Below are 24,649 nucleotides of genomic sequence, written 5' to 3'. Positions count from 1 at the left end.
CCGCATTGCTACATTATACCTTTTTGACGTACTTCGTAAGGATAACGATCTGTTGACCCTCAACTTTCCCTTCTATCTGCTCCGGATTGTCGTGCACCAGAGAAACCCTTCTCACCGAAGTTCCTCTTTTGGCTACAAGGCTGGAACCCCGCACCGGAAGATCTTTTATCAAAACAACAGTATCCCCTGCTTCAATTGTAACACCATTGCTATCTTTGTGCTCCACTCCCCCGGATGTTTCTCCGGTTGCCTGTCCCGCTTTGGCCCATGTCAATTGATCCTCTCCAATATACATCATGTTCAGCAGGTCCTGCGGCCATCCTTCGGCTTTTAACCTGTTGAGCATTCTCCACGCCATCACCTGTACTGCCGGCACAGGGCTCCACATACTATCATTAAGGCAACGCCAGTGATTGGGGTTTGTTTTTTCAGGATCTTCTATCTGTTCTTTGCAGATACCGCAAATAAGGATGTGATTTTCTACACCATCGGGAGAATCCGGAACTGCGTATACTTGTAGATCATCTTTTGAACCGCAAAGTTCACACTGGGATCCGCTTCTTTGAAATAAATCCTGCTCCAAGCTCATTTTAAGAAAATTTTAAGCCAAAGGTACTGTTTTCCCTGCGTAATAAGGCAGCTTCAGGTTTATTGAAACTTCCTTTTTGTTCTGCTGAAAAATTCAGGAAAAAAGATTGTTGAAAAATTAAATAGACCCCAGGCTTCCGAAGTAAAAACTATTTAGAAACCTCCATACCTCCACCTATTCAGAAGCTCTTACTCTTCTTTTTGTCTAAAACCTCGCAAATTCATCTGGATTACGGCTATGAGGATCAAGACAATACCTGCCCATTGAAAAACATCCACTCTTTCACTTAAAAGGAAATAGGCCATGAGTACCGCTGCAGGCAATTCAATGGAGGAAACAATGGCTCCCAGCCCCACCCCTGTGATGGGCATTCCCCGGGTGTAGAGAATGGGGGGGAGAATGGTTCCAAAAAGGGCAAGGATCAATCCCCATTTCTGAAATATCGTCAAATCAAACTGTTCTATTAGGAAAGGGAAGGAAATGATCCCGACAATTAGAGTACCCCCAACCATCATCCACAGACTCCTCCTTAAAGGATGCAGGTGCAATGAAACAGTATTGGAAGTGTAAATAGTCACAGTATAGGACATGGCAGCAAGCAGTCCCCACCCCATTCCTCTCCAGTCCAGCTGGAAAGAATCGGCCATAAGATTGGTAGCCAGCACGGTTCCAGCAAGAATGGCAACTACTGCAAATATTTTTTTAGCCCCAGGAGTTTTCTTGTCGAGAATTGCCTCCAGTACTACCCCCATCCAAACGCTTTGCATTAACAGCACAATACCAATGGAAACCGGGATGTATTTGGCGGCCAGATAGTAAAAAGTACTGGTAAGCCCCAGCGAAGTGCCTGCGGCCATAAGCTTTAAGATGCTTTTTGACTTATTTTGAACAGGAGCCGCATCTTTGTTTTTGCCGATAAAAAAGTTTATGATAACTAATCCCACAAGGCCCAGTGCCATTTGTGAAAAAGTGATCTCATGAGAGGTATATCCTTCGGCATAGGCCAGTTTAACGAAAGTGGTAAGCATTCCATAGCTAATCGCCCCAAGTGCAACAAAAAGGCTGCCTTTAAGTAAAGAGTTATTCATAAATAGAGATTGCAGTAGGTCTGCAAGTGATTTTAAGGATTGGAAGTATCTGGAAAAACCAGTGTATAGCAATTTTTTTTTGCGGGTGCAAAAGTAGGCTATTTTAGCAAAGTGGAAAAAGATTTTTATAAATGTTATTTGCCTGTAAAATTTTGGATAGCATAACCGTCACGGATCACAGATCTGCGCCAACCCATTCTCAAATTACGATAGCGCGGATTTGTAATCCGTGCTGAGTTAACTCAATTAAAATCACGTCACGGATCACAGATCTGCGCCAACTCTGTTTCCAAATTTCGATAGCGCGGATTTGCAATCCGTGCTGAGTTAACTCAATTGAAATCACGTCACGGATCGCAGATCCGCGCCAGCTCTGTTTCCAAATTTTGATAGCGCAGATTTGCAATCCGTGCTGAGTACAAAAAAAGAATAAAACTCGTCACGGATCACAGATCCGCGCCAGCTCTGTTTCCAAATTTTGATAGCGTGAATTTTTAGTCTTGGTTCTTGATTCTAGCAGCGCAGCGATCTCCTGTCTTAACTATTTTAAACTTCTCTCAATATAAGCCTCAACCCTTTCTTCCATAATAGGTAAAGTAACAGTTCCCTGCTCCAGGATCACTTCATGAAATTCCCTGATATTGAAGTCAGGTCCCAAAGCTGCTTCAGCCCTTTTTCTCAGCTCCCTTATTTTCATTTCACCAATCTTATAAGAAACTGCCTGTCCCGGCCAGGAGATATAACGGTCCACTTCTGTATTGATGTTGTGCATGGAAAGGGCTGTGTTTGAGCGAAGGAATTCCACCGCTTGCTCCCTGGTCCAGCCTAAAGCATGAATTCCGGTGTCCACTACTAGTCGGCCGGCGCGCCATTGTTCGTAAGTGAGTTTGCCAAAACGTTCATACGGAGTTCTATAAATACCCATTTCCTCGGCTAAAGCTTCAGAATATAAACCCCAACCTTCTCCAAAAGCCGATAAATAGAAGTTCCTTCTGAATTTTGGAATACTATCCCCCAGTTCCTTGTTGAGTGATATTTGAAGATGGTGACCGGGTACTGCTTCATGCGCTGTCAATGCCGGAAGCACGTATAGCGGCCGGTTCTGGAGGTTATAAGTATTCACCCAATAATACCCGGGTTGTGTATCATCTCCCCCGCCAATATAACGCCCGGTAGTATATTTTGGTGCAATAGCATCGGGCACCGGCGCCACTCCGTAAGGTCTTCTGGGGAGCGTGTTAAAGAAAGCGGGGAGCTGGGCGTCAATTCGTTTTGAAATGTCTCTGGCTTCCTTAAGCAGCTCTTCTCCTGTCTCTGCATAGAACTGTTCATCTGTCCGTAGATAGTGGATAAAATCCTCAAAACTGCCTTCAAAACTAACTTCGGCAATGATCTTCTTCATTTCGGCATTGATCCTGGTCACTTCTTCAAGACCCATCTGGTGGATCTCTTCTGCGGAAAGATCCAGGGTAGTATAATAGTTCAGGCGATTTTGATAATATTCCCTGCCGCGAGGAGCTTCTGAAACACCTATACTCTTTCTTCCTGCCGGAAGATATTCAGTCTCAAAAAAGGTCTTTATGCGCCTGAATTGTGGGATCACATTCGTTGCAACTGCTTTTTCAGCCGCAGCTAAAACTGAATCCTTTTGTTTCTGCGTAAGAATTGACGGAAGGTTTAGAAATGGTGAATAATAATAGCTTTCTTTGGGATCATCAACGAGCTGGTCGTTGTAAGTTGATTCATAACCCTTAAATATTACAGCTGGCTGCAAAATACCTTTTTTGATCCCTTTTCTAAGCAACACAAGATGTTGATCTACGTAAGCAGGAATTGCATTTAGCTTATCCAGGTATTCTTTCACCTGCTTATAATTACTGAAATCCCTCACATGATAAGGTAAGCTCACATGAAACCCGGCATCTGATAAAAGTGGATTTAAATACGCCTCATACTCATAAAAATCCACAGTTTCCTGAAGCTTGTACCTCAAGAGTTCAGCAGAGATATTTTCGGTTTCAGATAATTCCTCTCTATTGATCTTCTCCAGCTCTTTTAGCCTCTCCTGCGCAAATTCTGCTTCATTCTTATAATATTCTTCAGTATACAGGCCCAAGGGATAAGCTTTTTGATCATAACCCTCGTGTCCATCCACCTTTTCGATCACCTGGTCAAGGGCTTTGGAAAAATTCTGACTAAAGACCTGAAAATTTAAAAAGACAAAAAGTATGAGGCTCCAAAAAGGGTATTTCATAATCAAATTTTTTAGAAGATTAAATACAGCCTATTGCATTTGCAGTTACTTAAATTTAATTACCCTTGATCCTTTCCCAAAGATCAAGAAGGATCTGTTTTCCATCGCCAGGACTTTTCGGCTCTTCTTCAGCCCTTATGGTCCCTCCCTCCGGAATTAGCTTATAGCTAAAGGCGAAGTTCGAATCTTCGTCTGAAGGATTCAGCTTTCCGAAACGCAGGTCATTAAAATATAAAAATCCGTCCTTTTCTGAAATGGTGTACCAGCCTTTTGAGATTTCAATTAAACGTTGCACATTTTTATCCTTTTTGAGACTCCCAAGATAATGCCAGTTCTTTGGCACCGCCTCAAACCTTATCATCTCCTCATCAAAAAAAGAATAATAGCCAATGAGAAAATCGTTCTCTGCTTCGGCATTGGCCGCCCATAAAATGGTATTAAGAGGCGTGGGACGTGTATCAAGCCGGGAATAAAACATTCCCTGCTGCTCCAGGCTTTCTTTAAACTGTTGATGAGCCGTGAATTTTAAAACCAGGGTAAGCATTAAATAACCCGTACTTACTATTAAACCAAAACGATTGAATTTTGCCCTTTTTGGATCCTCTTTTTTCCTGCGCATGGCCAGAATGAGAAAAGTAAGAAAGGGAAGGGTATATAAAGGGTCAATTACAAAGATGCTTTTAAATGCAAGCCTTATGTCCAGCGGCCAGAATAGCTGCGTTCCCCAGGTCGTGAATGAATCGAGAATAGGGTGTGTGAACAGTCCCCAGAACATAAGCCATGACCAGTCTTTCCAGCCTAAGCCGCTCTTCCTTTCGATCCTGGAGATAAGGTAACCAAAAACAGGTGCTGCCAGTACTGCAAAAACTATGGAATGTGAAAATCCTCTATGGACCTCGATCGCAGTAATAGTGTCTGTAAAATTTCCTGCAAGTGCATCGAGATCGGGGATGGTACCGGCAATGGCTCCATACAACATCGCTTTATTCCCCACTTTACGTCCAAGAACTGCTTCGCCTACTGCCGCACCGAGTACTATTTGAGTTAAACTATCCATCTTTTAATTCAAGATTCAAAATTCAAGGTTCAAAATTATTCCAGAGGTCTCGACTTCGCTCGACCTGACAAAATTAGGCGGCACGGATTTCAAGTCCACACCATTGTATTCTCCGCTATTCAATCAAACCTCACAGGTTTTGGAAACCTGTGAGGTTTATATAAATTTCCCTTCTAAAATCGTACTTCTAAAGTCTAACTTCAGTCCACAATTTCCATCTTTTTCAGCAGGAAAGAAGCATTCATATTTTGGCAAACGCCTTCCTTAAAGCGGTAGTCGAAATTTAATTCGTCGTTGATGATCTCGGCATCAAAATAGTAGTTTTTTACCTGCGGCAGCTCTTCTGTCACTTCACAAAGGCTAAGATCATGAGTAGCGATAATTCCGGTGGAATTGGAGCGAACGAGCTTTTCAATGAATTTTCTCGAGCCGATTGCCTTATCCGTGCTGTTAGTTCCCTTCAGGATCTCATCGAGAATAATGAAATATTTATCGGTTTTGATCTCGTCCACTACAAACTTCAGTCGCTTTAATTCAGAAAAGAAATAGGATTCATCATCTGTAAGCGAGTCTGTTGTACGCATACTGGTGATAAGCTTTATAGGTGTGTAATGACAGGAAGTGGCACAAACCGGAAGGCCAACATTCCCCATGAGGATCTGCAGGCTTACGGTTCTTAAAAAGGTGCTTTTCCCGGCCATGTTCGCACCCGTGATGATGAAAAATTGTTCTTTTTCTATAGAAAAGTTATTGGCAATCCGCTTTTGGGGATCTAAAAGAGGATGTGCGAGTTGAGTGGCATCAGAAATATGGGAGTCGTGATGCAGTTCGGGAAAAACATAAGCGGGATGATTGAAGGCAAAATTCCCAAGGGAATTATAGGCATCCAGAAATTCTATCGCGCGGAACCATTTTTGGACCACCTGTCCATGTTCCTGGATCCACTTTTCCAGTTTCCAGGAATAACACAGGTCCCACAGCAAAAAACCATTCCCAAGAACTCCAAAGATCATGTTGTTGCGTTGGTCCAAAGAATCTATAGCTTTGGAAAATTTCTTAAGGATGGCAGAAGCCTTCTGTTTTTCGGAAGCTATCTCATCCTTGTTCTTCCGTAGCAATTCAGATTCAAAAGTGGTGTTCTCAATAAGGCCGAGCAATTGGTAATACTGGTGAAAAGTATCCTGCACCTTGCTTACACTGGAAGAGAGCAGGTTAATGCGCTTTAGGAAAAATCCTGTGATGAGCAGGCCTGCAAAAAACCATAACGCCAGTTCAATTCCCCCAATCAAATCAAGAAAATAAGCAGCTATGACAATCCCCGAAATGGTAGAGAAAAGTAAAGGAAGCCACTTCATAAGGCCGGGAACAAAACCTTTGTAGTTGTTAAGCCAGCCCGTTATTACAGCTGTTCTTGATTCAGTTTTTACAAGCGTGGCCAGGGCAGAGAAATTCTGTCGCCAGTCGGCTTTTTCAGCCAGCTCTTTTACAGCATCCTGCTTCAGGTTGATATTATCAATATCATTTGAAATCAGCAGTTGCGCAAGTTTATCCTTTCCTTCCAAAAGCGTGGTACGATTCAAATACTGAAAAAAGGAACCTTTTCCGAAGAGATCAATATCCTGACTGTATGGATGTAATGGATCGGCGAACTCAGTTCCTGTGGGTAATTGATGAAAATTCCTCTTAAGGACCTCCAGCTCGGTCTCATTGATCCTTATTAACTCCCGGAACTTATCCCGCTCGTACCGCAGATCGGAATGCCGGGAAACAAGAAGTATGAAGATTGCGATCCCAACAAGAATGGAAGCAATAACAGCAGTAGAATTTCCCCAAAAGGCGTAAACAGCATAGGCCACCGCCAAAAATATAAGGAGTCGCAATAAACTGGATAAACCTAGTTTGCGGGAAGCAGCATGAAGCTGACTACGATATTTCTCTATCTGGGTATTATAAAAAATGGCGGGATCCTGCATCTAAATCTATAAATTTTGTAATTCCTGCTGAAGTTTATTTGAAAGACCGGAGACCACCAGCGAATATGAATGATCAATAAGTTCTTTGACTAATTTTGGCGGAAGGCTCTCTGTTTGTAGGCTATTCCAATGCTTTTTACTCATGTGATAGGCGCCTTCAATATGATCTGGATATTCATCCCTAAGTGAGAGCGCTTTTTCGGGATCACATTTAAGACTTACCCGAAAAGGAATCGTCTCCAGGGCTGCCAGTGCAAACATTTTCCCCGCCACTTTGAATACAAGAACATCGGGACCAAAAGGCAATTCTTCGGTCACGCCCCTTTTAGCTAAACAATAAGTTCTAACGGCCTCAATATCCATAGCCCAAAGATAAGAACTTCAGGACAGTTGAGGACCCTGTTCCTTCTTTGTCATTTTCTCTTTTCCAATTTCCCCCAGGTGTGTATATTTAAAGCCTTTTTTGTACTTAAGTCCGTAGCCCAGCATTCTGTCAAAAGCAGCGTGGGAGAACAAAATGACACCAGCCAACTGCAACACCGGAATAAGAAAAAAGGCACCCGCGAGGTAGATCATAATAGCCAATCCTCTGTGATGAAAAAGATTGTATAAAACGGCTCCGGCTTTATTCCCAAAGGCATAACCAATCATCCCGAGATCTGGCCCCAGGAACAATACCAAAAACCACCACCATTCGTAATGCAGAAATCCGAAGGCATAGATTCCCAGAAGGAGCATTGCAAGCTCCTCAAGTTTTATAGTTGCTTTCATATTAATTCAGGTTTATAAAGTACTGGTTTGGAAGGTGCAGCATCATTTTCAAAAGATGCGGGTTGGAGGTTGAGGAAATAGAATCCGTCCTCAATTCTTGAAGGAGCGTAAACAAGCTCTGTTATAGTCGCATTAAGTCGGACATTTTTTGGATAATTCCAAAAGGCTTTATGCGCCAGCAGCTTTCCGCCGTCTTCTTCCCTGTCAACAGAAGGCAGATCGATCAATAAATGCTCCACGCCGCATTCCCGGATGTAAATTGCCGCTTCTTCCTGCAAGTAAGGCCAGTTGGTATGGGAATAGTGTTTACTGCGCTTGGCAATGCTGTTAGGGAGCGTACGAATGATAAGCGCCTGGGCTTCCCCTTTACTAAAATGTGCTTTTATTTGCTCTTTAGTTATCACCTCATCCCCGTTAATCTTAACAGGCTCCACTGAGACCAGTTTAGCAGCAAAAAAGAAGGTTTTGAGACTTTCGTTGATGCTGTGGAATTCGGGGGTGATATGCCCCACGCATTCGGTGTGGGTAGTATGCCCGTGGGGATTGAAATAAATATTATTGAAGTTGACAGATCCACCTTTGCTCACTTTCCCAATCCAGTTTCCTTCCTGTACAGGTGCAATTTTTGGTGCTTTTAGATACCAGACAACGGGATTTTTGTCGTCTCCCCGTAAACTCAGGGAGATATCCAGGGGTTTGGAGAGGTTGACTTGGTAGTTTTGATTGTTGTACTGAATGCTTGCCTGCATTGAAAATGTTACTTTGGGATGTTGTAAAAATAGAACGTTTTTCTGATTATCAATATTTACTATTCCAAAGAACAATCTTTCCTAGGGATAGAAGTCTCAATCAATAGTATTTAAAGTTTAAACCTTTAATAATTATTATCTTTACTAGGCGGAATTAATTAGAGAAGGCAATGGATACAATTCAAAAAATAAAAAGTAGACTGATCGATCGGATTATGGTAAGCGAAAATGAACAGCTATTAAATGCCATTGAAGTTCTTTTTAGCGCTACTCAGGAGAAGGAAGAGATAAATTTAACTTCTGAACAAATTGAGATGCTTCAAATGAGTGAAGTGGACATCAAAGAGGATAGACTTATTTCTGAAAAAGATTTGATGAAACAGGACGACGAATGGATGAAATAGAAATCCTCTGGACTTTTACGGCTAAAGCACAGAGAGATGAAGTCTTTCAGTACTGGAACGAGAGAAATGAAAATACCAACTATTCCCGAAAATTAAACCTCGCAATAAGGGAAAGGCTTGAAATTCTTAGATCAAATCCGGAGGTAGGTAAGCCAACTAGTTTTCCCTATTCCCGCGTCTTAATTTTGAGGCATTACAGTATCATTTACAAAATTAATCTGCCTAAAATTTTTATTACCGGTTTTTGGGATAACAGAAAGGATCCTGCAAAATTACTCCGGTTTTTAAAGAAGATTTAGTTCTCCTCCACCCAAAATAGCTCCGAGGCAATACCATCACTCAAAAATTTCCCTTTTTTGGAAACCTGCAGCCTTTCCTGATCCCACTCCAGCATTCCGCTATCAACTAAAGCGGCAGCTTCCCGAAGCAGGTAATCTTTATATTTTTTCCCAAAGCTCCTTTCCACCTCATCTACTAAAATCCCCCACCTGGTTCGCAGGCGGGTCATAACAAGTTCGTTGTACCGGTCTGAAACAGAAAGTTTCTCAACCTCTGCCGGAATTTCCCCTTTTTGAAGCGCCTTGATGTAGAGTGTGTTATTACTAACATTCCATTTTCTGTGAAATCCATCAAAAGAGTGTGCCGAAGGCCCTATCCCCAGATAAGGTTTCCCAAACCAGTATGCGGTATTGTTCCGGGAAAAGTAGCCGGGTTTTCCGAAGTTGGAGAATTCATAATTGTCGAAGCCGGCAGCAGATAAGATGTCGATCATGATCTCGTACTGCTCTTTTGCAGCCTCTTCCTCTACCGGAGCGACCTTCCCTTTTTCGATCATGCTTTTCAATGCCGTTCGCGGTTCAACGGTGAGGGCATAACTGGAAATATGTGGAACTCCAAGCTCAAGGGCAATATTGAGATTTTCCCTCCAGCGATCGTTGCTCATCCCGGGGATACCGTAAATGAGATCAATGGAGATATTCTCAAAATACCTTTTTGCCATCTTAATCGACTCCAAAGCTTCAGCTGAATTACGTGCCCGGTTCATCAGTTTCAGGTCTGCTTCAAAAAATGACTGCACTCCAATACTCAGCCGGTTCACAGGAGAAGCTGCCAGCATCTTTAATTTTTCTTCTGAGAGATCATCGGGGTTAGCTTCCAAAGTGATTTCCGGATCTTTAGTGACCTTAAACTGGTCATGAATAACAGTGAAGATCTGCTGCAATTCTTCAGCAGAAAGTAACGACGGAGTTCCCCCTCCAAAATAGATCGTCTCCACCTCGTCCGAAATTTCACTTTTTCGCAGCTGAAGTTCTTTGCAAATGGCCTCCACCATTTCCGGTTTCTTTTTTACGGAAGTCGAGAAATGAAAATCACAGTAGTGACAGGCTTGTTTACAAAATGGAATGTGTATATACATCAATTAACAATTAACAATTAACAATAACCAATTATCAGGAGCCAATTAGCAATTAACAACAACCAGTTGAAGTATTTCAGTTATCATTTAATAACTTACTTGTTCATTCTGGTCTATTTCAAAATACTGTACATTATCCTGGAGAGTTCATCAGCTTTTCCCGAACATTTCCTCAAATTCTGTACGTTCAATGTAATCTGTAGCTTCGAACAACCTTAGCCAGAATTTGGTCTCCAGACTTTCTTTGTAAGCTATGGATACTTTTGAAGAAAAATCTGCAGTTAATATTGCTCCATTCGCTTCGGCTACATTTGCACCAATTGATGTCCCCGATCTCAGAAATTGCTTAGGCAGAACGTATTCTTTTTCTTCCTTAATGATCTTCTTATAGAGCTTCACGGTTTTAACCGCAAATTCAAAGGATTTCTCATCCAGAACATTTTCTTTTCTTTCCATTGCAAAACTTTCTGATTATTGCTAATTGATCATTGTTTATTGAGTTTATCCGGATTCTGCTTTACAAAAGCCGCCCAACCCGAATAATTTTTTCCGATCTCCACTTTTCCGGAGTTATAGAAGTGGCAGACCGCAGCTGCGAGTCCGTCGGTGGCATCGAGGTTCTTGGGGAGGGATTTAAGTGAAAGAAGGCTCTGCAGCATTCCGGCGACTTGTTCCTTGCTGGCATTTCCGTTTCCGGTGATGGCCATTTTTATCTTTTTCGGAGAATATTCGGTTACCGGCACTTCCCTACTCAATCCCGCTGCCATGGCGACTCCCTGTGCCCGCCCCAGCTTGAGCATGGATTGTACATTTTTTCCGAAGAAAGGGGCTTCAATAGCAATTTCATCGGGATGCCAGGTGTCAATAAGTTCTACTGTTCGCTCAAAGATGAGCTTCAGCTTGATATAAGGATCATCATACTTTTGCAGGTGCAGTTCGTTAAGTTGCAGGAAAGACATTTTGCGGTTCACAACCTTAATTAGCCCAAAGCCCATGATCGTGGTTCCGGGATCAATGCCTAAAATGATTTTTTCGGTATTCAAAAGCTTCGTAATATTGCAAGATCAAACCTGCCGGTGATGAAATGCCGGGAAATTCAACCGGTTCTTAAATAAATCCATGCGAATAACCTCGCACAAAGCTAATCAATTCTTCTCACTAGTAATCAAGATCCTGGTGGTCCTGGCAGCAGTATCGTTCATCTGGTATAAAGTGACCAATGATGAGGCCATGGATTTTGACAGTTTTGTTGATATACTCAATGATTACAGGATATTTTCCTTTACCAATATAATGGTTTTGATAATTCTCACCGTACTTAACTGGTACTTCGAGATCCTGAAATGGCAAAATTTAAGCTCCCATGTGCGGGAGAATTCATTTAAAGCTGCCACACGCGAAAGTCTGGCTTCTTTCACTGCTGCTATTTTTACCCCCAGCCGCATAGGGGAGTACGGGGCTAAGTGTCTTTACTATACCCGCTCGTCCTGGAGGAAGATCATATTTCTCAACTTTCTTGGGAATACCGCTCAACTTTTCGCTACTTATTTCTTTGGAATTGCAGGACTTCTGTTTCTCATCACTTCGCTGGATCATCTTGCCCTTCCCGTGTTCAATATCATCCTGGTAACGGGTTTGTTGTTTGCGCCATTTATTCTATATGTGGTTATGAAGAAATTCAGGATTCGGATCAAAGGCTATTCCATTCAAAGACTGGAAGAATCTTTTCACAATGTTTCTGAAAAAATTCGGTGGAACACCCTCATTTTTGCCAGCATAAGATTCCTGATATTTACCCACCAGTTCTATTTCCTGCTGCTGCAATTTAAGGTTGATGTCTCTTATCCATTACTAATTTCGGCTGTATTCAGCACCTATATTCTGGCTTCCATCATTCCCACCATGATCATTTTTGATGCCTTTATAAAAGGTGGATTTGCGGTGTGGATCTTCGGATTATTGCAAGTGCCACAAATCATTGTGTTTACGATAGTTCTTACCGTGTGGATCCTCAATTTTGGCCTGCCCGGTCTTGCCGGAAGTTACTACATCCTTAGGTACAAAAAGTCCAAGCACGCCATAGCATGATCGCGGGAGTTGTAGTTATCACGCTACTCTACGTCCTAACCATGTTGTTTCTCCTGTACGGTTTCACTCATGTGCCAAATTTCTCCGGAAAAGATTCAGCTCCAGAAACCACTTTTTCAATTGTCATAGTTTACCGCAATGAATCTGAAAATCTTCCGCTGTTATTTAAATCTCTTCTGAAGCTGAATTATCCCCCGGAACTGTTTGAGATCATCGCAGTCAATGATGCTTCCGAAGATAATTCAGCAGAATTATGGCAGGAATTCCTGAAGGAGCACCCTCAACTCAACATCGGGTTATTGGAGAATATCCGGAAATCTGGCAGTCCCAAAAAAGATGGGATTGAGCTGGCGATTTCGACTTCAGGAAATGAATACATCTTAACCACAGATGCCGATTGTGAGGTGCCGCAGGAATGGCTTAAGGAATACAATTCCCTGATCATAGAGTCCAGTGCAGCTGCCATTGCCGCCCCGGTCGCTTTAAAGACTGAAGGGTCAAAAATGACATTTTTGGACCACTTTCAGGAGTTGGATATTTTTAGTTTGCAGGCTGCCACCATTGGAGGATTTGGCGTAGACCTCCCATTTATGTGCAACGGCGCTAACTTTTGCTACTCAAAAGAGGCATTCTTGAAGGTGAATGGTTTCGAAGGAAATAGAGAGGTGGCGAGTGGCGATGATGTTTTCCTGCTGGAGAAATTTCAAGAATCAGGTTTAAAAACCGCATTTTTAAGATCCCGGGAAGCAGTGGTATTGACGACCTCAACCGGCTCCTGGACAGAACTATTCTTCCAACGGGTAAGATGGGCTTCAAAAACTACTGCCTATAAAAGTTTTTTCTCCAGGGGCCTGGGTATGCTTGTGTTCCTAATGAATCTATTAATTGTCACCTTTAGCATTCTTGTGCTTTTGGGCCTTATACAACCTATATTGCTGCTCATTTGTTTCCTGCTCAAGTTTAATGTTGATTTTTATCTCATTTACAGCAGCGCAAAGTTCTTTAACCGGGAAAGAGCCATGAAAACCTATGTGTTAAGCAGCTTACTTTATCCCTTCTTTAGCAGTGCTGTGGCAATATTTTCTTTATTCTCCGGTTATAAATGGAAAGGCCGCAACTTTTAAAAATAAGGCACACCCGATTTTTTCTTATCTTTAATTTTATTGTTTTCCCTTAAAATGCAACAAATAAAAGCCTTCTTATTCGGTTTATTCTTTTGTCTCGCACTCCCCATGGCTGCGCAGGAAACCTATATTATTAATAATGATACGCTGCAACTTAACCGGGAAGTTAAAGGACCTCTTAGCCTCTTTTGGTCAGAAGAAGATCATAACTACAGGTACTTTATGCAAAAGGGCAATCGCATGGTAGAATTGCTCAACCCTAATGGGAACGGGAAATATAAAGAACAGCTTCTTCAATTAACTACAGATGCGAAAATAAGGACGCAAGATGTTCTATTTGTACTTTACAGCCTGCGGCATTTTACTAACACCTATAATTCCCTGGTCCAGGAGGATTATGTAAAGAATGAATCCACCAAAAACATCAAACAGAGAATTGCCTTTTTTGCGGGATTTTCCAATAATATTTACACCGATAATCCTGAAAATATTCTTGTGCCGGTGGCAGGCCTGGAATATGAATTTTATGATCCTAATCTGGCGCCGCGTCACTCTGCATTTCTCCAGTTGCGGCATAGCTTCAAAGGGAATGATTACCGCTACACCTCTACTCAGTTGTCCATTAATTACCGATTCAAGGCGCTTTATTTAAAATATTTTGACATCCATGTGGACGCCCGGCTGGCAAGTTTGTTCTATTCCGAAGAGACCATTACAATCACCAATGATACAGGGGAAGTAGTCGCCGTAAAAGATGACAGCGGCTTCACCTTTACTGCACCCTTAAGTTTTGGAATAGGCAGCGACATTAAGGTCACCCCTAACAGTTTTATCACTGTTGGGTATAATGACATTTTTGCCATTGTTCTTGACAGTAACGGCAGGTTTCCTGTTGATTTTACCGTGGGATATAAGTACAATCTTTAATTGGACTGGCTGGAATCCGGCGGCGTACTGCATCCATTTTTCTCACCGATCACTGACCACTACTCCGCCTTAATAACCACCGGCATTCTAAAGGTAGTTTTCACCGGAATACCGCGTTTAGTGGCCGGATAGATCTTTGGCAGGGAATCCACACTTTGGGAAAGCCAGTTCTTTATCCCGGGCAGCTGGTCCAGCACCAGGGAGTCTATTTCCATGGAGTCTATGGCCGGTTTTCCTTTTTCAGAAATTTTTAAGTAGAGGTAAAGGGTATCATTCAAAGCTTCGGTCACAACAGGTTGTTTGGCTTCGAGCCTGGAATAGAAGTATTGTGCGACTTTATTGCCAAAACAGGCTTTTGCAGCTTCAACTTCCATAATATTCCGGCATTCCTCAAAGGCCGGATATTGATCTACCTCATGCCAGTTAAAATCGCGGGTCTCTTCTGAAAGTATTTCTTCCGAAGATATCTTTCGCGTCTGAAACTCCTCACAGGAGACAAACAGAAAAGGCAACAGCAGTAAGAGTAGAATTTTCTTCATTCGGGACAGAAACTTTTCAAAAATAGTGAATTTAAGGAGTTTGAGGAAAAGTTTTCTCCCGTGGATATGACATAATTAAGTCATTACGATCTTAACCTAATTTAGGACAGCCCTAATCAAATTAAAAAGGAAAGATCTGTCATGGGCTTTCAAAAAATTCATTTTCTCCCTCTCGTTTTATTTCTCTTTCACTCAAAGCATAAATTTTGATGTTTCGGACTGTTGAAATACTATCAATGGCTTCGGAAAAATTTACTCCAGAATAGATAAAGCCGAAGGCTGAGCTTCGGCTTTAGTGGCTGAAAATAATATTAAATAAAATGAATTTTTTGTTTAAATTTTAATTCTGATCTTCTTCCTTCCCTTCTTCTGTAGGTTCAGGCTCGGCAACCTGAAATGTTATAGGAAGAGAATAAAGTACTGCTACCTCTTTTCCACCATGAATGGCCGGTTCCATATCTGGTAAATCGTTTACTACTCTTTCGGCCTCTGCACCCAGCTCGGGATGTGGTGCTCTCGATCTTACCTCGGTAACTTCTCCTTTTTTCGAAACCTTAAATTGAACGTAAACCCTGTTGATACCTGTTAATCCTAATTCTTTCCCTAAACCTACATTGAAATTTCTATTGACATGCATGTTTATATTCCTGGCCATACATTCTTTTTGTTCCTCCATTGTTTCCAATCCTTCGCACCCCGGAAAAACGGGAACCTGTTCAACCACCGCAAATGGAATGGCCAGGCCTGGATCATTGTCCTTTTGTTTTTCTGTAACCACTGCTGAAGGAGGAGTTGATGGCGGTTGCGGAGTTTCCGGGGCTGCAACTTCTCTATTCGGAGATTGTGTCGAACTACAGGAAACATAAGTCAGCATTACTGCCATAAGCGGCAGAATGATTAAAAATTTAAACTTTGAAATTGATCTTGATCTGTTTTTTTGTAACATAACTATTCGTTTTTTGATGATTGAATGATTAAAAAATTGATTGACAAATGAAATATCCTCGGTATTAAAAGCTGAATTGAGGAGCTGCTGGAAATAATCCTGTTTTTTGACATTTTTTACTACCCCGGCATCAGCGATATATTCATGTATGGCTGAAATTTTTGATTGATAGATGTAGATAAGCGGATTGAACCAGAAAATGATCTTCAAAAATTCAAACAGTAAAAGATCCAGCGTATGTTTTTGTTTCACATGAACCAGTTCGTGAGAAAGGATCTGTTCCCGCTCTTTTTCTGAAAGTTCGGCTCCCAGAAATATAGTTTTATAAAAAGTACAGGCAATTTTTGATTGGGGCACCTCCACGATCTTCATCCCGTGGTTTTGGCGAACTGGTTTATGAGTAAAAAGCTGTTTTAAAACTCTGAACTTATTGAAGAAAATCCCGAGGCTAAAAATAAATCCGCCGCTGTAAGCCAGAAGCCACCAATTGATGGTTTGAACAGCTTCAGGAGTTTCAGAATTTAAAGTTACAGGTGATTCACTGCTTGCACCTATTAATACTTCCGGCAGCATCACAAAGTCTTCCGTAGGAATTGCAGCCTGAAGGAAGGGTATCTTTAGCAATGGTAAAAGCATTGCCAGTACCGGAGTTATCAAAAGATAAGCACGATTATAATTGAAAAAGGTCTCTTTCTTTAAAAACAGCTCGAAACCTATTAAAAATAAGAGCTGAAAAGCGACAACCTGTATAATGTAGTGGAACATAACTATTGCTTTTTGTTGATCTCTTTAAGGATCGATTCCAATTCTTTGGTGTCCATTTTATTCTCTTTCATAAAGAAGGAAACCATACTTTTAAAGGAGCCGTTAAAGTATCCATCAATGAGTTTATTCATACTTTGATTAGTATAGGTCTCCTTATCTACCAGCGGAAAATAGATATATCCTTTTCCCTTTTTTCGATGGTCTACGAACTTTTTGCTTTCCAGGATGCGAACAATAGTGGAAACTGTATTATAAGCCGGTTTCGGCTCCTTCATCTCCTCTATTATTAGGGCGACGTTGGCTTCCTTTAAATTCCAAAGGATCTGCATGATCTCTTCTTCGGCTTTGGTCAATTGCTTCATAATTCTTTCTTTGTTATCGCTAATATATAACTAATTATTTAGTTTAAACTAATCTTTTAGTTGTTTTTTATGTCTGCTCTTTCTCTATCTTAGCCAAAAATTAGTTTTATGGATCTTATTTTTATAGTACTTGCAGGCATTCTTATGTTGGTAGGAATTCTTGGAAGTTTTCTCCCGATGTTACCCGGTATCCCGGTTAGCTGGGCGGGTTTACTATTATTGCATCTAACATCTGCCATACCCATGGATTACGCTTACCTGGGGATTACTTTAATCATAACCATCATTATTTTTGCACTTCAATATGCCATACCGGCTTTGGGCACAAAATACCTTGGAGGCAGTAAACAGGGAATGATGGGAGCGACAATAGGTCTATTTGCGGGAATTTTTATCCCCATCCCCTTTGCTATTCTTATTGCTCCATTCGCTGGCGCCTATATTGGAGAGATCCTGAACAAGGCCGATTCAAAAACCGCCCTCAAGGCAGCATCGGGTTCATTTATAGGGTTACTGGCATCTACATTTATGGAGTTTGTGGTAACTGCAATTTTTCTTCTGCTTTATATTTATAAAGTATGGGAGTTCAGGACAGTGCTCCTTTAAATTGTGAATCAAGGGATAACTTATTTTCATATCTTTGCCCCTGTTTAAAGAATTCATTTCCTATTAAAATTCCCGGTTGCTCCGCTACTTTGATTTACTTATTATATGAACTTAGACCTTGTTGTTATTGATGACGATGCAGTCGTCCTATTCCTGCACAAGGTGCTTATCAAAAAAAGTAAGTTACCATCCAATGTTTTGGATTTTCTCCATGCCCGGGAAGCACTGGAATTTTTAAGCAATCATCCCCCTACCAAGCCACTATTAATATTGCTGGATATTAATATGCCACAATGCACCGGCTGGGAATTCCTTGAGCAAGTGGCGCGTTTACCAAAAGCAGATAAAATTTATGTAGTAATGGTCACCTCCTCAATTAATGAAAGTGACCGAAAAAGAGCTGCAGGATTTCCCCAGGTTATTGGTTTTCGTGAGAAACCCCTTTCAAAACAGGACTGTGAGGATATCTATATTAAACTTCTTCCTTTGCTGAATTCTTAATTATTTTATCATTTCCATACGGTTCCCGTTCTAAACACTAAGTTCTCCTTAAAAGAACCCGGATTTAAGATTAATTTAAAAAAATACCCTTCTTAAAACTTTAATTTAGGTGTATAACCAATTAAAAATCAACTATGAAGAGGTATACTTTATTATTATGTGCATTATTCCCTTTGAATTTATTTGCTCAGGAAGGAATGGGAGCAGCCGTTCTGCTTGAGGAGACAAATTTCTTCATTGCAGTAGTTGCAGGGGTACTACTCGCTTTGGGATTTCAGCTATTATTAACGTCAATTTCTGTTGCCGGAGGAATTACTGCAGTAGGTAACATTCGAAAGAAAGGCCACAGTGATTCCACCAAAGACAGGCAAAAAGCAAATGAAGACCATGATGACGATGACGATGGTATGAATGTGGGTCAAAAAGTTTCTACAGGTCTTGGTGCATGGACAATGATCACCACTTCCATCGCCCTGTTCTTTGCAAGTCTTCTGGCCGTAAAATTAGGATTTATAGGTGCAAACTTTATCGGAGCCACTCTTGGACTGGTAATTTGGGCAGCTTTTTTTATGGTGGTTACATACCTTGAGATCAATATGGTAACCTCACTCGTAGGTGGACTGGCATCTACAGTTAAAAATAGTCTTTCATCTGCAGGTTCTGTCTTTCAGAAATCAGATGCAGGCGTGGCCAAAGATGTCGCAAAAACAAAGGCGAAATTTGAAGCAAAAGATATGCGTAAGCAGTTTGAAAAACTTTTCTCTACACACGATGTAGATAAGAAAGTAGATGACTACGTTAAACAGCTTAAGCCACAGCGCGTAGATATTCAAAACCTGAAAAAACAGATCAAGGATCTTATCACCGACTTACAGGTAACAGAAAAAGCCGATTTTGATTATCCAAATTCAGTAAAAAAATTGATTCTGGAAGAAGCCGACAAAAGCACTCTTTCCAAAGAAGATAAAGAGGCTGTTAAAAACCATGTGAACAGCATTAAAAATATTGCTCAAAGCGATGCCTCTCCCGAGGATAAAGCTAAGGCCGGAATTGAAGATCTAACTCCTGCCGACAGAGAGCAGATCAATAAATATCAGGATCAAATTAAAGGTGCTCTTCAAAACACCAACAAGAAAGAATTACAACCAGACCAACTGGAGCAAGACCTTAAGAAGATTCTCAATGAACCAAAACAAGCGACCAATATTGCTAAAGCAAAAGCAAGTGCAATAGACAGAGAGACCCTTGTAAAACTTCTTGCGTCTCAGGACATGGATGAAAGAGAAGCAGATAAAAGGATCTCCCAGGCAGAAAAGGTCCTGAATAAGGTGCAGGCTTACTTTAGTGACGGACAGGATAATGCACAGGCGAAAAAAGGTGAATTACAACAGAAAAAAGGTGACCTGCAGGCAAAAGTAAAAGCCATGTTCTCCGGCGGGACAAATGACCTTAACAGGATTTATTCAGATTTCACTGCTATTTTTCAGGATTCAGGAGCCGGTCCCGATCTTAAATATAAACTTGAACATTATAACAAGGAAGAAATGATCATAATGATCACCGACCGAACCTCCCTTAGCCGAAGCGAAGCAGAACCTATCGCTGATAAAATTGTAAGCGCAAGAGATTCCGTTCTGGAAAAGGCTTATGAAGTACAGATCAAGGTGAATGAGAAAATAGCCGAAGCCAGGGAGAAGGCTCTTATTGCAGCCGAAGAATCCAGAAAAGCAGCCGCAACCGCTGCATGGTGGCTGGTTGCTACCGGAATAGTTTCCGCCGTTGCATCGGCAGTTGGTGGTATGCTTGCACTTGAAGGAATTCTATAGTAGCTTAAAGATACCTGCATAAGGAAAATCCTTCCGCAGCTTTTAAACAAATCGAATTAAAATTTGATATTATGAAACGATTAATTTTAGTATTCACTTTTTTATTTACAGTGAGCACCTCCTTTATGGCTTGTAAAGATGCCGAAAGGGAAGCAGATGAAATAGAGGTGATAGAAGAAGAACTTGAAACTGAGGTTTACGAAGAGGATGAAGTAATGGACGAAGGTTTTGGAGCTTATGACGCCGATGATAATTCAATGCTTGATGAGAATGAATTTGGAGAGGCAAACAACACCGTTTTTTCTGAATGGGATGAAGACGACAGTTCTACTTTTGATGATGAAGAGTTCTACGAATCAACATTTGGAGTGGCAGATGTCAACGATGATGACATGATTGACGAGAACGAATGGAATGAAGGTAGAAACAACTGGTATACAGATTATGCCGGTGAAGAAGACTGGGACCTGTTTGACACAGATAAAGACGGTTTTTTAAGTAGTGACGAATGGAATGAAGGCTTTGCGAATTCCAACTGGTTTAATGACTTTGACGAGAATGATGACCGTTTTGTAGATAACAATGAATGGAATTCGGGGTTGTTTGACGATTGGGACGCCAATGACGATGGTTTTCTTGACGAAAATGAATATAACAACTTTACCGGTACAACCAGGGAAATGTAATCCCTGAGTTCGGTCAGATTAATTAAAGCCATCCTTTTCGGATGGCTTTGATATTTAAAATAAGTTCTAAAAATGATGTTTTACAGCATCATTTTTAGAACTATTTTTAAACATTATATTAAATTATTGAAAAATTGTGACAATGACGTGAACGGGTTTTATACATTGGCTCCTTCAAACATTAAATATTGAATTATGAAGATTAAAAGTTTTTTCGCAATAATGGCTATGGGAACTATTTTGTTCACTTCCTGCCGTGATACTGTTACAGAAAGAGAAGTTGTTCGTGAAACAGAGGTGGAAGTAGAAAGAGAAGAAGTCGAGGTGGAAGAGGACAATGAAGGAATCATTGAAAGAACCGGTAAAAAAGTTGACCAGGAAGTTAATGAAGAGATTAACGAGGAAATCGACAAAATAGGAGATGATAACTAGAAATATGCACTAAAATACGGCTTTTAAGGCTGTTTTAAGAAAAGTTTAGCAAGCAAAATGCTTATTATGAGCAGGTTTCTATAAATTTGTTAGAACTAATCTTAAAAACACAACCATGAAAAAGTTTATTTTAATCTTTTCCCTACTCTTCACGGTAAGCTCATCTTTCATATCGTGTCGTGATGAGCCGGACAGAGGAGATAGAATCGAAGAAGCTACTGACGAACTTGAAGAAAGAGGTGATGAAGTAGAGGAAGCATATGATGAGATGGACGATGATGTCTAATCTTGTATTAAGAAATATAATTTAATACAACTAACCAACAACCACAGGATCTTTAGATCCTGGAAAACGGCCTGAAGTTCTCAGGCCGTTTTTTAATGTTTAAGGGTTTTAAACTCACTTTTTAGATCCTCCATAGACTGCTGGAGTTGCTTTAGCAAACCGCTTTCTGAAGGTGCGTCGAGATTAAAAGTAAGCTTGGAATTCACCTGCCATAACTCCTGGATATCGTTTACCCTCACTTCAATAGGTAAATACTCTTCATTAAGAGAGATGAGAAGAAGTTTGGAAGGATCGGGTAACTTCTGAAGTTTTTTTACAAGGACTGAATCATATAACACTACCACGTAAATCCTGTTATTGCTGGCTTCCTCAATGGTGGGAACTGCTTTTCCCAGAACCCATTCGCCCGGCCTGAAGTTTGGTAACATACTGTCTCCTTCTACCTGGAAGCCCCGGTGGGTCGCATTGCGATATTCGGGCAAAGGAATATCAAAAGCCGGAAGCTGCTGGTACCATTCCACATCCTGCACGTTTTGTGGATATCCCGCCGCTGCCTTTACATTTACCAGTACAATGTTTTCTTCCTCTGCACTATTAAGACTTACTACTTTAGGACTTATATCTCCCTTAGTCAACTGCAGGTATTTTTGATTGCTTTCCCCAAACAACCACAAAGGATTGATCGCGAATTGCCGAAGCAGTTCGGCCACTACCTTACCAGAAAGTTTTGTGCGGCCTCTTTCAATATCGGCTGTAGAATTCTTAATGCCCAGCAGCTGGGCAAATTCGGTTTGGGTAAAGTTATTTTCATCCCTTACCTCTTTGAACCGTTTGATTTCTTGTGATACATCTGTTCCCATACTAACAAATTTAATCCTTTTTGGAAAATATCCTACTTGTGCATTGGATAAAATCCTAAAAAACTACGTTTTTTGGTATGGTTATAAAGAAGTAACATTCTTTTATGAAGGGAAAGAAAGAATAAATCCTATTTTCCCGTAATGGAAGAACATTACCTGATCCTTGCCGGCCTTGGATTTGCTACCATAATAATGGCGTGGCTGCCCGCTTTTTCCAAAAAGCTAAAAATAAGCTCTCCAATCGTACTTTTATTAATTGGTTTTGGGCTTTTTGCTGTGGGACTGCCTTTAAACTGGCCAGATCCTCTATGGAAGGACCAACATCTTATGTACTTTTCCGAAGCCCTTGTTATCATTTCCCTCATGGGCGCCGGTCTTAAAATAGGTGCAAATTACAGTCTCCGTGCCTGGCGAAAGCCTCTCCTTTTGGTTTTTGTCACCATGCCCATTTGTATGATCTCGGCTTTTTTATTGGGACAATACTTCCTGTTACTCAGTTTACCGTCCAGCCTTTTACTGGCCGCAGTACTGGCTCCTACAGATCCTGTTCTCGCAGCCGAGGTGCAACTGGATGACCCTATGGAGGAAGAAGAACTCGCAAATGATATTAGATTCACCCTCACTGCCGAAGCAGGTCTTAATGATGGTATTGCATATCCCTTCTCATACCTGGCAGTCCTGGTAGCACAGGCGGGAAGCTGGGCCGCATTTAATTTTACAGACTGGCTTTGGGATAAATTACTTCTCAAGGTGGTCATTGGAGTAATTTGCGGATTATTCCTTGGGTGGTTAATAGGACACTTAATGGATAGGATCCATAAATATGCCGGGGTAAAAACTTTTGTTGGTTTCCTTGCCCTCTCGCTTACCTTTATGACTTACGGTGTTACAGAACTACTGCATGGGTATGGCTTTCTGGCGGTTTTCTTTGCCGGTTTCAGCCTTAGATATTATGAAAAAGTCGATCAGAAATACAAGAAAAAACTTCACGATTTCGTCCAGGAAATGGAGCACCTGTTCATGGTGATCTATATTTTGTTATTCGGTGGATCCATCATGAACGGAATGCTCACTTTGACCGATTGGAAAGGAGTAGTATTCGCTTTTCTCTTTGTGCTAATAATTAGGCCAGTTGCAGGTTTAATTGGGTTACTTGGAGTGAAAGGAAGTTTCAAGAGCAAACTGGCGGTGAGCTTCTTTGGGATACGGGGGATAGGGTCTATCTTCTATTTATCCTGGGCTTTTGTCACCTTTGATTATTTTGACCACAAAAATGAATTATATGCAATTACCGCCTACATTATTTTGATCTCCATAATCATACATGGTTTTACAGCTCCTTCTGTGATTGGGCATTTTAAAAAAAGAGACAGGGTGAAGCAAAAAAGCTGAGCATCCCGCAGGATTAACAAATGTTTATAGCTGTAGTCTTAAGCTCTGCTTTATGAATTTCTTATTTTAAGAAAGATAACTCAAAAATAAAAGTAATGAGCAAAGGTTACAATCCTCCACGAAAAATGGAAAAACCATCAAAGATCCCTTTTTCAGGATGGAAATCTATAGGACTTGGTGTCAAAGATGAAATTGGTGAAAATAATGTTTCCATCATTTCTGCCGGAGTTGCGTTCTATGCATTTCTTGCAGTTTTTCCTGCCATTGGGGCCTTAGTTTCCATTTACGGCCTGGCGATGGACCCGCAGAGCCTTCAGGATCAACTACAAACTATCTCTCAAGTAATGCCACAACAGGCTTTCAATATCATAGAATCCCAGCTTGAGGATGTAGTTTCCACATCGGGAAGCGCCTTAAGCTGGAGTTTAATTATTGGGATCCTATTTAGTCTTTGGAGTGCCAACAAAGGGACGAAATCAATGTTCACAGGATTGGATGTCGCTTACGACACCAATAATGACCGGGGCTTCATAAAGCAAAATGCCCTTACCCTGCTCTTTACACTTGGTACCATCATCCTGGTCATCATTAGTCTCGGTCTTATTGTAGTCTGGCCTGCCATTGTTAATTTTATTTCCCTTCCTTCCAGTCTGGAAATCTTGATCACCTGGCTAAGATGGGTACTCCTGGCCGCCATAGTAGTATTTTTCCTGGCTGCGATGTATCGTTATGCTCCCGATAGAAGAACACCGGCCTACAAATGGGTATTTCCCGGAGCGCTCCTGGCCACGCTTTTGTGGTTAATCGCTTCCTGGGGCTTTTCCTTTTATGTTCAAAACTTCGGAAGTTATGGGGAAGTATACGGCTCTATTTCGGCAGTAGTTGTTATGCTGTTATGGTTATTCCTTACTAGTTTTATCATTCTTATTGGCGCCGAATTAAATTCTGAAATTGAAAAATACTCAGGTGTCGGGCGAGAAAAGCCTTAATTCCCATTTTCTATGGTA

At 41.1% G+C, this 24,649-nt stretch carries 28 protein-coding genes; 13 read left to right on the top strand and 15 right to left on the bottom strand.

Annotated features, from left to right (window positions below; translation table 11 throughout):
* Positions 1 to 13: 13 nt before the first annotated feature.
* The 8 genes from LA313_RS14375 to LA313_RS14340 all read right to left on the bottom strand — a co-directional run bounded on the left by LA313_RS14375 (position 14) and on the right by LA313_RS14340 (position 8,481).
* A complete protein-coding gene (locus LA313_RS14375; RefSeq protein WP_228916201.1) occupies positions 14 to 589 on the bottom strand; it encodes a PhnA domain-containing protein in 576 nt (191 codons plus the stop codon).
* 188 nt (positions 590 to 777) lie between these two features.
* Positions 778 to 1,677, bottom strand: a complete 900-nt coding sequence (locus tag LA313_RS14370) for a DMT family transporter (protein ID WP_228916199.1) — start codon at positions 1,675 to 1,677, stop codon at positions 778 to 780.
* Positions 1,678 to 2,218: 541 nt separating this feature from the next.
* Positions 2,219 to 3,931, bottom strand: coding sequence for a DUF885 domain-containing protein (locus tag LA313_RS14365; RefSeq protein ID WP_228916197.1), 1,713 nt, complete (start codon positions 3,929 to 3,931; stop codon positions 2,219 to 2,221).
* A gap of 55 nt (positions 3,932 to 3,986) precedes the next feature.
* Positions 3,987 to 4,988, bottom strand: a complete 1,002-nt coding sequence (locus tag LA313_RS14360; RefSeq protein ID WP_228916195.1) for a metal-dependent hydrolase — start codon at positions 4,986 to 4,988, stop codon at positions 3,987 to 3,989.
* Between the two features lie 200 nt (positions 4,989 to 5,188).
* Positions 5,189 to 6,961: a MutS-related protein gene (locus tag LA313_RS14355; RefSeq protein ID WP_228916192.1), complete on the bottom strand. Its 1,773-nt coding sequence runs from the start codon at positions 6,959 to 6,961 to the stop codon at positions 5,189 to 5,191.
* Between the two features lie 6 nt (positions 6,962 to 6,967).
* Entirely contained in the window at positions 6,968 to 7,324 is a 357-nt protein-coding gene (locus LA313_RS14350) for an MmcQ/YjbR family DNA-binding protein (protein WP_228916190.1), read from the bottom strand.
* Positions 7,325 to 7,342: 18 nt separating this feature from the next.
* Complete coding sequence (locus LA313_RS14345; RefSeq protein ID WP_228916188.1) at positions 7,343 to 7,732, bottom strand: DUF4260 domain-containing protein; 390 nt, start codon at positions 7,730 to 7,732, stop codon at positions 7,343 to 7,345.
* Positions 7,729 to 8,481: a cyclase family protein gene (locus LA313_RS14340; protein WP_228916186.1), complete on the bottom strand. Its 753-nt coding sequence runs from the start codon at positions 8,479 to 8,481 to the stop codon at positions 7,729 to 7,731. Before LA313_RS14340 ends, LA313_RS14345 begins: the two co-directional genes overlap by 4 nt.
* A 215-nt stretch (positions 8,482 to 8,696) precedes the next feature.
* On the opposite strand from LA313_RS14340, the gene LA313_RS14335 reads away from it, so the two are divergent.
* Positions 8,697 to 8,885 carry a hypothetical protein gene (locus LA313_RS14335; RefSeq protein WP_228916184.1) on the top strand — a complete coding sequence of 63 codons (189 nt, stop codon included), beginning with the start codon at positions 8,697 to 8,699 and terminating at the stop codon, positions 8,883 to 8,885.
* Entirely contained in the window at positions 8,873 to 9,184 is a 312-nt protein-coding gene (locus LA313_RS14330; RefSeq protein ID WP_228916182.1) for a type II toxin-antitoxin system RelE/ParE family toxin, read from the top strand. The genes LA313_RS14335 and LA313_RS14330 overlap by 13 nt, the downstream gene beginning before the upstream one ends.
* Here the strand turns inward: LA313_RS14330 and hemW are convergent.
* The 3 genes from hemW to ruvC form a co-directional block, all read right to left on the bottom strand.
* Complete coding sequence (hemW, locus tag LA313_RS14325; RefSeq protein ID WP_228916181.1) at positions 9,181 to 10,302, bottom strand: radical SAM family heme chaperone HemW; 1,122 nt, start codon at positions 10,300 to 10,302, stop codon at positions 9,181 to 9,183. The two genes, LA313_RS14330 and hemW, sit on opposite strands and share 4 nt — an antisense overlap.
* A 150-nt stretch (positions 10,303 to 10,452) precedes the next feature.
* Positions 10,453 to 10,758 (bottom strand): four helix bundle protein, encoded by a 306-nt coding sequence (locus tag LA313_RS14320; RefSeq protein ID WP_228916179.1) that lies wholly within the window; start codon positions 10,756 to 10,758, stop codon positions 10,453 to 10,455.
* Positions 10,759 to 10,787: 29 nt separating this feature from the next.
* Positions 10,788 to 11,345 carry a crossover junction endodeoxyribonuclease RuvC gene (gene ruvC / locus LA313_RS14315; RefSeq protein WP_228916177.1) on the bottom strand — a complete coding sequence of 186 codons (558 nt, stop codon included), beginning with the start codon at positions 11,343 to 11,345 and terminating at the stop codon, positions 10,788 to 10,790.
* Positions 11,346 to 11,421: 76 nt separating this feature from the next.
* Here ruvC and LA313_RS14310 point away from each other — a divergent pair, with 76 nt between their 5' ends.
* The 3 genes from LA313_RS14310 to LA313_RS14300 are packed head-to-tail and all read left to right on the top strand — an operon-like array spanning position 11,422 to position 14,441.
* Positions 11,422 to 12,390 carry a hypothetical protein gene (locus tag LA313_RS14310; protein WP_228916175.1) on the top strand — a complete coding sequence of 323 codons (969 nt, stop codon included), beginning with the start codon at positions 11,422 to 11,424 and terminating at the stop codon, positions 12,388 to 12,390.
* Positions 12,387 to 13,514, top strand: a complete 1,128-nt coding sequence (locus LA313_RS14305; RefSeq protein WP_228916173.1) for a glycosyltransferase — start codon at positions 12,387 to 12,389, stop codon at positions 13,512 to 13,514. Before LA313_RS14310 ends, LA313_RS14305 begins: the two co-directional genes overlap by 4 nt.
* A 54-nt stretch (positions 13,515 to 13,568) precedes the next feature.
* The gene (locus LA313_RS14300) at positions 13,569 to 14,441 is read left to right on the top strand and encodes a hypothetical protein (RefSeq protein WP_228916171.1); all 873 of its coding nucleotides are present in this window, start codon (positions 13,569 to 13,571) and stop codon (positions 14,439 to 14,441) included.
* 59 nt (positions 14,442 to 14,500) lie between these two features.
* Here the strand turns inward: LA313_RS14300 and LA313_RS14295 are convergent, their stop codons facing one another.
* The 3 genes from LA313_RS14295 to LA313_RS14285 form a co-directional block, all read right to left on the bottom strand.
* A complete protein-coding gene (locus LA313_RS14295) occupies positions 14,501 to 14,980 on the bottom strand; it encodes a hypothetical protein (protein ID WP_228916169.1) in 480 nt (159 codons plus the stop codon).
* Positions 14,981 to 15,320: 340 nt separating this feature from the next.
* The gene (locus LA313_RS14290) at positions 15,321 to 16,691 is read right to left on the bottom strand and encodes a M56 family metallopeptidase (protein WP_228916167.1); all 1,371 of its coding nucleotides are present in this window, start codon (positions 16,689 to 16,691) and stop codon (positions 15,321 to 15,323) included.
* A 2-nt stretch (positions 16,692 to 16,693) separates the two neighbouring features.
* Positions 16,694 to 17,053 (bottom strand): BlaI/MecI/CopY family transcriptional regulator, encoded by a 360-nt coding sequence (locus tag LA313_RS14285; RefSeq protein ID WP_228916165.1) that lies wholly within the window; start codon positions 17,051 to 17,053, stop codon positions 16,694 to 16,696.
* Positions 17,054 to 17,161: 108 nt separating this feature from the next.
* On the opposite strand from LA313_RS14285, the gene LA313_RS14280 reads away from it, so the two are divergent.
* The 6 genes from LA313_RS14280 (at position 17,162) to LA313_RS14255 (ending at position 21,390) form a co-directional block, all read left to right on the top strand.
* Positions 17,162 to 17,659, top strand: coding sequence for a DUF456 domain-containing protein (locus LA313_RS14280; RefSeq protein ID WP_228916164.1), 498 nt, complete (start codon positions 17,162 to 17,164; stop codon positions 17,657 to 17,659).
* A gap of 105 nt (positions 17,660 to 17,764) precedes the next feature.
* The gene (locus LA313_RS14275) at positions 17,765 to 18,160 is read left to right on the top strand and encodes a response regulator (RefSeq protein WP_228916163.1); all 396 of its coding nucleotides are present in this window, start codon (positions 17,765 to 17,767) and stop codon (positions 18,158 to 18,160) included.
* 134 nt (positions 18,161 to 18,294) lie between these two features.
* Positions 18,295 to 19,986 carry a hypothetical protein gene (locus tag LA313_RS14270; RefSeq protein WP_228916162.1) on the top strand — a complete coding sequence of 564 codons (1,692 nt, stop codon included), beginning with the start codon at positions 18,295 to 18,297 and terminating at the stop codon, positions 19,984 to 19,986.
* A gap of 71 nt (positions 19,987 to 20,057) precedes the next feature.
* A complete protein-coding gene (locus tag LA313_RS14265; RefSeq protein ID WP_228916160.1) occupies positions 20,058 to 20,672 on the top strand; it encodes a penta-EF hand family protein in 615 nt (204 codons plus the stop codon).
* A gap of 195 nt (positions 20,673 to 20,867) precedes the next feature.
* Complete coding sequence (locus LA313_RS14260; RefSeq protein ID WP_228916158.1) at positions 20,868 to 21,104, top strand: hypothetical protein; 237 nt, start codon at positions 20,868 to 20,870, stop codon at positions 21,102 to 21,104.
* 115 nt (positions 21,105 to 21,219) lie between these two features.
* On the top strand, positions 21,220 to 21,390 hold the full coding sequence (locus LA313_RS14255; RefSeq protein ID WP_228916157.1) for a hypothetical protein: 171 nt from the start codon (positions 21,220 to 21,222) through the stop codon (positions 21,388 to 21,390).
* A 92-nt stretch (positions 21,391 to 21,482) separates the two neighbouring features.
* Here LA313_RS14255 and LA313_RS14250 read toward each other — a convergent pair whose 3' ends face one another.
* Complete coding sequence (locus tag LA313_RS14250) at positions 21,483 to 22,250, bottom strand: XRE family transcriptional regulator (RefSeq protein WP_228916155.1); 768 nt, start codon at positions 22,248 to 22,250, stop codon at positions 21,483 to 21,485.
* 141 nt (positions 22,251 to 22,391) lie between these two features.
* Between LA313_RS14250 and LA313_RS14245 the strand changes: the two genes are divergently transcribed.
* Complete coding sequence (locus tag LA313_RS14245) at positions 22,392 to 23,642, top strand: cation:proton antiporter (RefSeq protein ID WP_228916153.1); 1,251 nt, start codon at positions 22,392 to 22,394, stop codon at positions 23,640 to 23,642.
* A gap of 95 nt (positions 23,643 to 23,737) precedes the next feature.
* The gene (locus LA313_RS14240; RefSeq protein WP_228916151.1) at positions 23,738 to 24,631 is read left to right on the top strand and encodes a YihY/virulence factor BrkB family protein; all 894 of its coding nucleotides are present in this window, start codon (positions 23,738 to 23,740) and stop codon (positions 24,629 to 24,631) included.
* Positions 24,632 to 24,649 lie beyond the last annotated feature (18 nt).

Source organism: Salinimicrobium sediminilitoris (genome assembly GCF_020866905.1).
GTDB classification, from domain to species: Bacteria; Bacteroidota; Bacteroidia; order Flavobacteriales; family Flavobacteriaceae; genus Salinimicrobium; species Salinimicrobium sediminilitoris.
The sequence above is the reverse complement of the archived record's forward strand: the minus strand, read 5'-3'. Positions and strand labels throughout refer to the sequence as shown.